Origin of the sequence: Streptomyces sp. NBC_00029 (assembly GCF_045160505.1) — a bacterium.
In the GTDB taxonomy this organism is placed as follows: Bacteria; Actinomycetota; Actinomycetes; order Streptomycetales; family Streptomycetaceae; genus Streptomyces.
In genome coordinates, this window is the sequence record NZ_CP108292.1 from 8,229,914 (window position 1) to 8,241,322 (window position 11,409).

An 11,409-nucleotide genomic window follows, 5' to 3' on the forward strand; every position below is an offset into this window, starting at 1 on the left:
GGCCCGTTCGATCCGGTCGTCCCTTGACCGGCGGCAGGTTCGGCGGCGGTGGCGGCGGGGCTACAGCGACTGCACGGGCGGCCCCAGCACCCGCAGACCGACCTGAGCGGCCAGCCACTCGGCGCGCTGGAGGTCACCCTGCCGCACGCACACGGACAGCATGTGCCCGTCGACCCGATCGCCCCACAACTCACGGCAGTTGAAGGCCAGTTGCACCCCGGAGTACTTGGAGGAACTCCAGTCCTGCTCCGGGGTGGCCGGCCAGCCGCCCAGATGCCAGTGGATGCCCGCAGGAACGTCGCCGACCACAGCGGCGAGGTCCGCCTCGAAGCTCCCGAAGGCGATGTCCTCGTCGAAGTGGAGGCTCAGGGGCAACAGGGCGCCCAGCGCCGCCGGGTCGGCCGGCAGCTCGCCCGGACGGAAGTGGTGGGGGTCCGAGCCGGCCTCACCCGAATCGAGCCAGGCCTCCGCTGGAAGAGCGGGCAGGATCCGTTCGACGTCCTGGAGCGTGCTCAGCGTCGCCCACGCGGTGGTTTCCGCGTACTCAAGTGTTTCGGCGAGCTCGAAGAGCCGCTCTGCCGTGCGAAAGGCCTGCACGGCATCGGCCGTCTGCATCACCGGGTAGGCGTAGGAGCATCCCATGGACACACTCTGCCAGGCCCGCTCCCGCGGGGACGGCCGGGCAGGGCTTCCGCCTGTTCTCCCGTGAGCTCGGGTCGGCCCGGTGCGGGTGGCGGGCAGGCGCGGGTGTTGCGACGGACCCGGCGGCCGAGGGGGATCGTCGTCTCGAACGGGAGTGGCCCCGCCGCCGGGATGCCGTTGCGCGAGCGGTACGGCCCGGGCCGCAGCAAGGCCGTCACCGGCGAGTGAGAGAGTTGCCTCCGTGAAGCGCACGAGCACCCTCCTCGCCGACGGCCGCGAGATCCTCTACTACGACACCGGCGACGGGGCTGCCCGCGCCCGCCCCGACACGCGTCCGCTCGATGCGTCGGCCACCGCGAGCAGCTCCGAGGTGCGGCGCGATCCGCTGCTCGGCGACCGGGTCGTCGTCGCCTCCCACCGGCAGGGCCGCACGTACCATCCGCCCGCCGACGACTGCCCCCTGTGCCCGTCCACCGAGGGGCGCGCGAGCGAGATCCCGGCCCCCGACTACGAAGTGGCCGTCTTCGAGAACCGCTTCCCCTCCCTCGCCGGCGACACCGGCCGCTGCGAGGTCGTCTGCTTCACCCCCGACCACCTGACCTCCTTCGCCGAGCTCGACGAGGACCGCGCCGCGCTCGTCCTCGCCGCATGGATCGACCGCACCGCCGAACTCTCCGCCCGCGAGGGGATCCAGCAGGTCTACTGCTTCGAGAACCGGGGCGCCGAGATCGGCGTCACCCTCGCGCACGCCCACGGCCAGATCTACGCCTTCACCTTCGTCACCCCGCGCACCACCCGGATGCTCGCCACCGTCGCCGCCCACCGCGCCCGCACCGGCGGCAACCTCTTCGACGAGGTCCTGGCCGCCGAGCGCAACGAAGGCACCCGGGTCGTCCTCGAGGCGGAGCACTGGACCGCCTTCGTGCCCTACGCGGCGCGCTGGCCGTACGAGGTCCACCTTTACCCCCGCCACCGGGTCCCCGACCTGCCCGCCCTCGGCGACGCGGCCCGCGCCGAGTTCCCCCGGGTCTACCTGGAGCTGCTGCGCCGCTTCGACCGGCTCTTCGACCGGACCGAGCCGACCCCGTACGTCTCCGCCTGGCACCAGGCCCCGGTGGCGGGCGAGGGACGCGAGGACTTCGCGCTCCATTTGGAGCTGTTCACGATCCGCCGGACCGCGGACAAGCTGAAGTACCTGGCCGGGACCGAGTCCGGCATGGAGGCCTACATGAACGACGTCCGGCCCGAGGACGCGGCCGCGCGGCTGCGGGAAGTGGCGAGCACGTGAGCGGGTCGGCGCAGGACGGCTTCCGGCAGCTGTACGGATACTCGCCCGAGGGCGTCTGGGCAGCCCCCGGCCGGGTCAACCTGATCGGCGAACACACCGACTACAACGACGGCTTCGCGCTGCCCTTCGCCCTCCCGCAGCGCACCGAGGTGGCCGCCGCCCGGCGCACCGACAGCACCCTGCGGGTCCACTCCGCCGACGCGCCCTCCGGTGCGGTCACCCTCGATCTCGCCGGTCTCGATCCGGCGAGCCCTCCCCGGGGCGCCGCGAGCTGGGCCGCGTACCCGGCCGGCGTCGTATGGGCCCTGCTGGACGCCGGTCTTCCGGTCGGCGGCGCCGACCTGCACGTACGGTCCGACGTACCGACCGGCGCCGGCCTGTCCTCCTCCGCCGCACTGGAGGTGGCCATCGCGCTGGCCCTCACCGACCTGTACCGGATTGCGCTCACCCGCCCCGAACTGGCCGCACTGGCCCGGCGCGCCGAGAACGCGTACGTCGGCGTCCCCTGCGGGGTCATGGACCAGATGGCGTCCGCCTGCGCGACCGGGGGACACGCCCTCCACCTGGACACCCGCAGCCTCGAACAGCGTCACATCCCCTTCGACTGCGCGGCGGCCGGTCTGCGCCTCCTCGTCATCGACACCCGCGTCAAGCACGCGCTGGCCGACGGCGCGTACGCCCAGAGGCGGGCCTCCTGCCACCGGGCGGCCGAGGCCCTCGGCCTGCCCGCCCTGCGCGACGTCCCGTACGAGGGGCTGGAGCGGGCACTGGCCCGGCTCGACGACCCGGTTGCGCGCAAGCGGGTCCGGCACGTGGTCACCGAGAACGAACGGGTCCTGCGCATCGAGGAGTTGCTGCGCGCGGGCCGACTGCGCGAGGCGGGCCCACTGCTCACCGAGGGCCATGTCTCGCTGCGCGACGACTACGAGGTGTCCTGCCCGGAGCTCGACCTGGCGGTGTCCACGGCCGACGCGGCGGGCGCGTACGGCTCCCGGATGACCGGCGGTGGCTTCGGGGGTTCGGCGCTGGCCCTGATCGACGCGGACGCCGAGGGGCCGGTGACGCGGGCGGTGACGGAAGCCTTCCGCCGCGCGGACCTCACCCCGCCCCGCATCACGACGGCCGCCCCGGCGGCCGGCGCCACCCGCCTCGTCTAGGCCGTCTCTTTCGGATCTTGCTCCCCCAGCTACCGCTGGGAGGTGCCCCCAGGCCCGCGTTGCCCGGCACCGCACCTCGCTGTGTTGTCGGGGCTCCCGAGTACGTCCAGTACGCGGGGAGCTCCTCCGCCTTGCGATGCACGGCACCGGGCAACGCGGGCTCGGCCGACAAGATCCGAAAGAGACGGCCTAGGTCCTGTCGTCAAAGTAGCGCCGGTTGGGCCCGCGCTGCCCGGCACCGCACCTCGCTGCGTTGCCGGGACTCCGAGCACGTCCAGTACCTCCAGTACGTGGGGAGCTCCTCCGCCTTGCGAGGCACGGCACTCGTCCACGGCGTCACTCGGGGTTCGCCCACTCCTCGCGAAGCATCCCGAAGAGCACGCGGTCGTAGCGCTCCCCCTCCACCAGCACGGCAGACCGACGGCGGCCTTCCTCGCGGAAGCCCAGCCTGGTGAACGCGCGCACGGCGCGTTCGTTGCCGCTCCAGGTGTCCAGCTCCAGCCGGCTCAGGGAGTACGCGCCGAACAGGTGTCCCACGAGCAGCCGCAACGCATCACTACCGTGGCCGCGGCCCCAGAACTCCCGCTCACCGATGGTGACTCCCAGCGTGGCCACTCCGGCATAGGGGTCCAGGTCCCGGTAGTCGGCCATGCCTATCACTTGCCCGCCTGCCAGGTCCTCGACGGTGAACACGGCCGACTCCCTGGGGATCAGCCGCAGCATGCTGTCGAAGCCAATCCCGATCGCCTCTGCCGTGACCGGGCCGAAACACGGGTCACCAGCTGCTGCCCAGCGCACCACCTCCCGGTCGTTGCGCCACCGGAGGTGGTGCTCGGCGTCTTCGGGGCGCAGCGCGCGCAGCCTTACCAGTTTTCCTTCGAACATCGCGCAACCGTAACCGATCGCAGTGATCACTCAAGGCTGACAGCGGATACGCGCATGCCCTCGGTACACGTGCGTCAACCGCTGTCGTGGTCAGGAGAGTTACGAACTGGGCACGTGTCACACGGTATTCACGGCAGGCTGCCGAAGTTTCGCTCCGGCGCCCGACCGCGCCGCCTAGACTGACCGTTCGGTTGATCATGTACCCGTCGAGTCGGAGGAACGAAGAGCATGCGCCATCTCCCCCTGGGCAGTTCAGGACTGCTGGTCTCCGCCGTCGGCCTCGGCTGCAACAACTTCGGCGGCCGACTGGACGCCCAGGCCACCCGCGCCGTCGTCGACGCCGCCCTGGACGCGGGCATCACCCTCCTGGACACCGCCGACATCTACGGTGGCGCCGGCGGCTCCGAGGTCCACCTCGGGCAGGCCCTCAAGGGCCGTCGCGACCAGGTCGTCCTCGCCACCAAGTTCGGTTACGACGGCGTGGACATGAAGTACGGGCCCGCCGCCGGATCCCGCGGCGGCCGCTCCTACGTCCGGCGGGCCGTCGAGGAATCCCTGCGCCGCCTCGACACCGACCACATCGACCTCTTCCAGCTCCACAGCCCCGACCCGGCCACCCCGATCGCCGAGACCCTGGCCGCGCTCACCGAGCTCGTCGCCGAGGGCAAGGTCCGCTACATCGGCCACTCCAACCTCTCCGGCTGGCAGCTCGCCGAAGCCGCCCACGTCGCCCGCGAGAGCGGCTCGGTCCCCTTCGTGTCGGCGCAGAACGAGTGGTCGCTGCTGGAGCGGTCGGCCGAGCGCGAGCTGGTCCCGGCGGCCCTCCACTACGGCGTCGGCGTGCTCCCGTACTTCCCGCTCGCCAACGGCCTGCTGACCGGCAAGATCCGCCGCGGTGCTCCCGTACCGGCGGGGTCCCGCCTCGAGGGGCGCGACGCGTACCTCACCGAGGAGCGCCTCGACGTCGTCGAAGCGCTGGCCGCGCTCGCCGAGAAGCACGGCCGGACCGTCCTCGAACTCGCCATCGGCTGGCTCTCCGCCCAGCCCGGCTGCGCCTCCGTCATCGCGGGAGCCACCTCCGCCGAGCAGGTGCGCGCCAATGCGGCCGTCGCCGACCGCCCCCTGGACGCCGAGCTGCTGGCCGCGATCGACGCCATCCCCGGGGCGCAGAAGCCGCAGTGACGGCCGAATGCCCGGACCGGGCCTACGCGGGCGCTCCCGTGAGGACTTCGACCTTGCCGGTGTCCAGCGAGTAGTACGCGCCGACCACGGCCAGGGCGCCCTTCTTCACGAGGGGCGCCAGGTCGGAGTTGGCGCGCAGATCGTCCGCGGTGACCCGGATCTGGTTGTGGATCATGGTGTCGACGGGGTCGGCGCCGGGGTCCTGCGCCGTCAGCAGGTACGCCGGCTCCACCGCCTTCACGATCGCCTGGAGGTTCCCGGGCAGGGGCGCGCCGTCCTTCAACGACTTGTACGAGGCCTCGATGGCGCCGCAGCGCTGATGCCCGAGCACGACGATCAGGGGCGTGCCGCCCGTCATGGGCCCGTACTCGACGGAACCGGTGACCACCGGGCCGATCGCCTGCCCGCCCGTGCGCAGCACGTACAGATCGCCGAGCCCGGTGTCGAAGACGAGCTCGGGTGCCACCCGGGAGTCGATGCAGGTGAGGATCACCGCGAACGGGTCCTGCGCCGCGGCGACGAGCGCGCGCCGCTCGGGATCCCGGTCGGGATGGTCCAGGTCCCCGCTCACCCAGCGCGCGTTCCCCGCCATCAGGCGGGCGAACGCGGCCTCGGGCGTGGCCGGCCGTGGCTCCGGGGCGGCGGTCGTGGCCTTCGGGGTGCTGGCCGGCGCGCACCCCGCGAGTGCGGCGCCGGCGGCCGCGAGGCCGCCGGTCAGCACGGCCCTGCGAGCCGGACGTCCTGCTGCGTGCATGGGTGACATCCCTCGGTCGTGATGACCGCGATTGTTCAGCGCGCCGCGGCGATCGGACCGCAGCCACACCCGCGCGCGGCCGCATTGCCACGGACGGCCCACGCACCTCGACGGCACACGGCGCACGCACACGGCCCACGGCCCGGGGGTCCCGGGCGGTGGGCCGTGAAGGGCGGTGGGCCGTCCGCGCCGCGTCAGGACACGATGTCCTTGCGGGAGAACCCGCGGAAGGCGAGGGCGAACAGCACCAGCGCGTACGACACCGACACCACCGTCCCCTTGATCATCCCGCCCCACTCCAGCTGCGGCTGCAGGGCGTCCGCCCACGCGAACTGCCAGTGCGCCGGCAGGAACTCCCGCCACGAGCCGAGCGCCGTCACCGCGTCCAGCACGTTGCCGACGATCGTCAGCCCGACCGCCCCGCCCACCGCACCCAGCGGCGCGTCCGTCCGCGTCGACAGCCAGAACGCCAGCCCCGCCGTCACCAGCTGCGAAACGAAGATGAAGCCCACCGCCAGCGCGAGCCGCGGCACGGTGTCCCCGGCCGCCAGCGCCCCGCCCGCCGGGAGTTTCAGTGGCCCCCACCCGTACGCAGCCGTACCCGCCGCCAGCGCCACCACCGGCAGCAGCACCATCGCCGCCAGGCTGAAGCCCAGCGCCACCACCAGCTTGCTCCACAGCAGCCGCGCCCGCGGCACCGGCGAGGCCAGCAGGTAGCGCAGCGAGGACCAGCTCGCCTCCGAGGCCACGGTGTCCCCGCAGAACAGCGCCACCGGCACCACCAGCAGGAAGCCCGCCGAGACGAACAGACAGGTCGCGGCGAAGTTCGCGCCCGAGGCCGTGGCCGTGTCGATCAGGGTGATGCGGTTGTTCCCGCCGCGCCCGCCGTCCGGCCCGCCGCCCACCGCGAACGCGATGATCATGATGAAGGGCAGTGCGGCCAGCACCCCGCCCATCACCAGCGTCCGCCGCCGGCGCCACTGCCGCAGCGCCTCCACGCGCAGCGGCAGCGTGCGGCTCGCCCGGTAGCCCGGAGCCACCTCCCGTGCCGTGGTCGCCGTACTCACGCCGTACCTCCGATCAGGGTGAGGAACGCGTCCTCCAGTCGCCGGTGCGGTCCCACTCCGGTCACCGGCACCTCCAGCCGTACGAGTTCGGCGATGAGCCCCGCGGCCGTCGCGCCCTCGAGCCGTACGAGCAGCCCGTCATCGGCGGTCACCACGGAACCCACTCCCTCCAGGGCCGCCACCTTCTCGACGACCACCTCGTCCACCGGCTCGGCCAGCGTCACCAGCAGCATGTCCCCGCCACCGGTGATCTCGGCGACCTCGCCCGCCGCGACCCGCTGTCCGCGGTCCATGACGACCAGGTGCGTGCAGGACTGCTCCACCTCCGACAGCAGGTGGCTGGAGACGATGACCGTCCGCCCGCCCGCGGCGTAACGGATCATCACGTCCCGCATCTCGCGGATCTGCGGCGGGTCCAGACCGTTCGTCGGCTCGTCGAGGATCAGCAGGTCCGGCATCCCGAGCATGGCCTGCGCGATCGCGAGCCGCTGGCGCATGCCCTGCGAGTACGTGCGTACCGCGCGCTCCAGTGCGTCGCCGAGCCCGGCGATCTCCAGGGCCTCCGCCATGTGCGAGTCCTCGGCCGGGCGGCCGGTGGCCTGCCAGTACAGCTCCAGATTGGCGCGGCCCGTCAGGTGCGGGAGGAATCCGGCGCCCTCCACGAAGGCCCCGACCCGCGACAGCACCGGCGCCCCGGCCCGCACCGCGTGCCCGAACACCCGGATCTCCCCGGCGTCCGGCGAGATCAGTCCCATCAGCATCCGCAGGGTGGTGGTCTTGCCGGCGCCGTTGGGCCCGAGCAGTCCCAGTACCTGCCCCTTCTCGACGCGGAAGGACAGGTCCCGCACCGCGTACCGGTCCTGCGACTTCGCGTACCGCTTCGTCAGTCCGGTGATCTCCAGGGGTACGTCGGCCAGTGCGGCTTCCGGCTGCGACGCGCCCGGGCGCGGCCCGCCGCCGGCGCCGCGGCCGGTGCGCCGGATCCCCAGCAGCGCCGCGGCCAGCGCCAGCGCGCCCAGCGGCAGCCACCAGATCCAGGCGGGCAGCCCGGCCGCGGCGGTCCGTACCTCCGTGGCGACGGGCACGGCCAGCGGACCCTCCACCGAGACGGTGTAGCCGGCCGGCGCGGCCGGGCTCGCGTAGCCGAGATCGGTCGCGGCGACCACCAGCCGCAGCCGGTGTCCGGCCTCGACGGAGTGGTCGATCGCGGGAAGCCGCAGTCGCACGGTCGCGCCCTGCTGCGCGTTCTCCACGCGCACCGGGGCGACCAGCTGGCTCGGCAGCACCTGCTGTCGGCCGTCGGGCCCCACGTCGTACACCTTGCCGAACAGCACGGCCGAACCGTCGGCGGCGCTCGACCTCACCTTGAGGGTGACGGCCGGGGTGCCGGTGATCCGTACGTCCTCGGTCAGGGGGGCCGACTCGAACCGGGCGTTCTGCCCGGGGAAGTCCAGCGAGAGCCCGGCCCCGAAGGCGGCGAGCTGCCCGCCGATGCCCGGGAGCGAGGACAGGGCGGGAGGCGCGCCGCCCGCCGGATTGGCGAAGGTCTGCTCCGGCCCCGTCAGGGCGAAGTCCTGCGGGCCGGACGCGAGCCCCGGGTAGCGCTCGCCGCTCGCGCCGCGCAGCGTGACCTGGCCGTCCGTGGAGTCGATGCCGCCGGAACGGGTGACCCGGAACGCCGGGCCGGTGTCCACGCCCTCGTCCCCCTTGAGGTGCCGGTCGAACCAGGAGGCCACCCGGGCCTCGACCCGGCCGGCCTCGCGCATTCCGCCGTCGTGCCCGCCGGCCGCCCAGTCCACGGAGACGGGCGCGCCGTTCGCCGCGATCGCCGCGGCCATGGCATCGGCCTGGTCCAGCGGGAAGAGGGAGTCGTCCTTGCCCTGAACGATGAGGGTCGGCACCTTGATCCGGTCGCCGACCGCCGACGGACTGCGCTGCTCCAGCAGGGCGCGGGCCTCGGCGTCGGGCTTGCCGGCCACCGCGACGCGTTCGTACATCGCGCAGAGCTCGGGCTGGAACCGCCCGCAGCCGGGTGCGGACTCGGACCCGGGCCGCTGGCCGGACGCGGACCCCGGCCGCTGCCCGGGAACGGCCTGCTGCATCCCGTCGGTGGAGCCGCTGGTGAAGAAGATGCCGGACCAGAGCTTCTTGAAGACGCCGTTCGGGAAGAGCGAGTCCGCGAGGTTCCAGTAGGTGATCTCCGGTGCGATCGCGTCCACCCGCCGGTCGTATCCGGCCGCGAGCAGCGAGATCGCCCCGCCGTACGAGGCCCCGGAGACGCCGACGCGCGGATCACCGGCCGCGTCCAGCTTCACCTCGGGCCGGGCCGCGAGCCAGTCGATGAGCCGGGAGACGTCCTTGACCTCGTGCTCGGGGTCGTTCAGGCCGATCCGGCCCTCGGAGCGGCCGAAGCCGCGCGCCGACCAGGTCAGGACGGCGTACCCGTCACGGGCGAGGCGCTCGGCCTGCTCGCGGACATCGTCCTTGCTGCCGCCGAAACCGTGCCCGAGGAGGACGGCGGGACGTTTTTCCGCACCGGCTCCGTCCCCCCGGCCGCCGCCGGCCGTGAAATAGGAGGTGTCGATCGCGGCACCGGGCATGTTCATGACCTGGTCCTGGCGGTGCACGGCGGGCGCGTCGCCGGCCGCGGACGCGGCCGCCCACGTACCGGCCCCCGCCACGACGGCCAGCGCGGCGGCGCCCGCGAGCAGGCGGTCTCGGCGGCGCCGGGGCATTCGGAGCTTCATACGGGCAGCCTAAAGGCCCGCTACCCGGGCACCGAGCACCCACAGGCGGAACCCCAGACCTTCTCAAGGACTATGCCGGGCCCCGCGTGTACCGCACCCGCGGTACACGCCCCCGACCTGCGCAGTACGTCCTGTGGCGGGAGGATGACCGCATGCTGCTGGCCGATGTCGCGCGCGTGTCCCGGGAGGTCGCCGAGACCTCCGCCCGGTCCCGCAAGACCGCCCTGCTCGCCGAGCTGTTCGCCGCCGCGCCCCCGGAGGAGGCCGGCCTGGTCATCTCCTACCTCTCCGGGCGCCTGCCGCAGGGCCGCCCGGGCATCGGCTGGCGCACGCTCGGCCAGGAGACCGAACCGGCACCGGAGCCCGGCCTGAGCGTGCGGGAGGTCGATGCCGCGGTGAGCGAACTCGCCGCCACCCGCGGTGCCGGTTCGGTGGAGCGCCGGAGCCGGATCCTCGGCTCGCTGCTGGGCCGGGCCACCGCGGCCGAGCAGGCGTTCCTGCGCAGCCTGCTGTCCGGCGAGGTACGCCAGGGCGCGCTGGACGCGGTGGCCCTGGAGGGGGTGGCCGCGGCCACCGGAGTACCGGCCGCCGACCTGCGCCGGGCGGTGATGCTCGACGGTTCGCTGCCCCGCGTCGCGGCGGCCGTACTGGCCGAGGGCGCCCGGGCGCTGCGCACGGTCACCCTGCGCGTGGGGCAGCCCGTACAGCCCATGCTGGCGGGCACGGCGAAGTCGGTCGCGGAGGCACTGGCCCTGCTCGGGCCGTGCGCGGTGGAGGAGAAGCTGGACGGGATCCGCGTCCAGGTCCACCGCGAGGGGGACGACGTACGGGTGTACACGCGCTCCCTGGACGAGATCACCGAGCGGCTGCCGGAGGTGGCGGAACTGGCCCGGTCGCTGCCGGGGGAGCGGTTCATCCTCGACGGGGAGGTCATCGGCCGCGCGGCGGACGGCCGCCCGGTCCCCTTCCAGGAGATCGCGAGCCGCGTCGGGTCGAGGATCGACGTCGGGGCCGCCCGGCGCACCCTCCCGGTCTTCCCGCACTTCTTCGACGTCCTGGTGGTGGGTGAGGAGGTCCTCCTCGACCTCCCGGTCCGCGAGCGCCACGAGGCGCTCGCCGCGCTCGTGCCCGAGAGCGCGCGGGTCCGCCGCCTCGCCGTCGAGGACCCGGCGGAGCAGGCGGCCGAGGCCGAGGAGTTCTGGGCCGAGACGCTGCGCCGCGGCCACGAGGGAGTAGTCGTCAAGGGGCTGGACTCGGCCTACGCGGCCGGCCGGCGCGGCAAGCACTGGCTCAAGGTGAAGCCGGTGCACACCCTGGACCTGGTGGTCCTCGCCGCCGAATGGGGCCACGGGCGGCGCACCGGACTCCTGTCGAACCTGCACCTGGGCGCGCGGACCGCCGACGGGTCGTACGCCATGCTCGGCAAGACCTTCAAGGGGCTCACCGACGAGATGCTGCGCTGGCAGACGCAGGCCCTGCGCGCGCTCGCCACCTCGGACGACGGCTTCACCGTGCGGGTGCGGCCCGAGCTGGTGGTGGAGATCGCCTACGACGGGCTGCAGCGCTCCTCGCGCTACCCGGCGGGGGTGGCCCTGCGCTTCGCAAGGGTCCTGCGCCACCGCCCGGACAAACCCGCGACCGAGGCGGACACGGTGGCCACGGTCCTGGCGGCACACGCGGCCTAGGT

At 73.5% G+C, this 11,409-nt stretch carries 9 protein-coding genes; 4 read left to right on the forward strand and 5 right to left on the reverse strand.

Annotated features, from left to right (window positions below; genetic code table 11):
* Positions 1-60 precede the first annotated feature (60 nt).
* Positions 61-642 (reverse strand): hypothetical protein, encoded by a 582-nt coding sequence (locus OG753_RS37885; RefSeq protein WP_405792044.1) that lies wholly within the window; start codon positions 640-642, stop codon positions 61-63.
* A gap of 241 nt (positions 643-883) precedes the next feature.
* Here OG753_RS37885 and galT point away from each other — a divergent pair, with 241 nt between their 5' ends.
* Both galT and galK read left to right on the forward strand, forming a co-directional pair.
* A complete protein-coding gene (galT, locus tag OG753_RS37890; protein ID WP_327266296.1) occupies positions 884-1,930 on the forward strand; it encodes a galactose-1-phosphate uridylyltransferase in 1,047 nt (348 codons plus the stop codon).
* Positions 1,927-3,087, forward strand: a complete 1,161-nt coding sequence (galK, locus tag OG753_RS37895) for a galactokinase (RefSeq protein WP_405792046.1) — start codon at positions 1,927-1,929, stop codon at positions 3,085-3,087. Before galT ends, galK begins: the two co-directional genes overlap by 4 nt.
* 336 nt (positions 3,088-3,423) lie before the next feature.
* Here galK and OG753_RS37900 read toward each other — a convergent pair whose 3' ends face one another.
* A complete protein-coding gene (locus tag OG753_RS37900) occupies positions 3,424-4,002 on the reverse strand; it encodes a GNAT family protein (RefSeq protein WP_327266298.1) in 579 nt (192 codons plus the stop codon).
* A 198-nt stretch (positions 4,003-4,200) separates the two neighbouring features.
* On the opposite strand from OG753_RS37900, the gene OG753_RS37905 reads away from it, so the two are divergent.
* Positions 4,201-5,154, forward strand: a complete 954-nt coding sequence (locus tag OG753_RS37905; protein WP_405792048.1) for an aldo/keto reductase — start codon at positions 4,201-4,203, stop codon at positions 5,152-5,154.
* A 22-nt stretch (positions 5,155-5,176) separates the two neighbouring features.
* Here the strand turns inward: OG753_RS37905 and OG753_RS37910 are convergent, their stop codons facing one another.
* The 3 genes from OG753_RS37910 to OG753_RS37920 all read right to left on the reverse strand — a co-directional run bounded on the left by OG753_RS37910 (position 5,177) and on the right by OG753_RS37920 (position 9,722).
* Entirely contained in the window at positions 5,177-5,908 is a 732-nt protein-coding gene (locus OG753_RS37910) for a carbonic anhydrase (RefSeq protein WP_405792050.1), read from the reverse strand.
* 194 nt (positions 5,909-6,102) lie between these two features.
* Positions 6,103-6,975 (reverse strand): ABC transporter permease, encoded by an 873-nt coding sequence (locus OG753_RS37915; protein WP_405792052.1) that lies wholly within the window; start codon positions 6,973-6,975, stop codon positions 6,103-6,105.
* The gene (locus OG753_RS37920; RefSeq protein WP_405792054.1) at positions 6,972-9,722 is read right to left on the reverse strand and encodes an alpha/beta fold hydrolase; all 2,751 of its coding nucleotides are present in this window, start codon (positions 9,720-9,722) and stop codon (positions 6,972-6,974) included. The genes OG753_RS37915 and OG753_RS37920 overlap by 4 nt, the downstream gene beginning before the upstream one ends.
* A 152-nt stretch (positions 9,723-9,874) precedes the next feature.
* Here OG753_RS37920 and OG753_RS37925 point away from each other — a divergent pair, with 152 nt between their 5' ends.
* Positions 9,875-11,407, forward strand: coding sequence for an ATP-dependent DNA ligase (locus OG753_RS37925; RefSeq protein WP_405792056.1), 1,533 nt, complete (start codon positions 9,875-9,877; stop codon positions 11,405-11,407).
* The last annotated feature ends 2 nt before the right edge of the window (positions 11,408-11,409 follow it).

Bases quoted from the DNA above. Each gene is read 5' to 3' on its own strand.
- OG753_RS37885 (WP_405792044.1), bottom strand. From the start codon at position 642: ATGGGATGCTCCTACGCCTACCCGGTGATGCAGACGGCCGATGCCGTG.
- OG753_RS37905 (WP_405792048.1), top strand. From the start codon at position 4,201: ATGCGCCATCTCCCCCTGGGCAGTTCAGGACTGCTGGTCTCCGCCGTC.
- OG753_RS37910 (WP_405792050.1), bottom strand. From the start codon at position 5,908: ATGCACGCAGCAGGACGTCCGGCTCGCAGGGCCGTGCTGACCGGCGGC.
- OG753_RS37925 (WP_405792056.1), top strand. From the start codon at position 9,875: ATGCTGCTGGCCGATGTCGCGCGCGTGTCCCGGGAGGTCGCCGAGACC.
- OG753_RS37920 (WP_405792054.1), bottom strand. From the start codon at position 9,722: ATGAAGCTCCGAATGCCCCGGCGCCGCCGAGACCGCCTGCTCGCGGGC.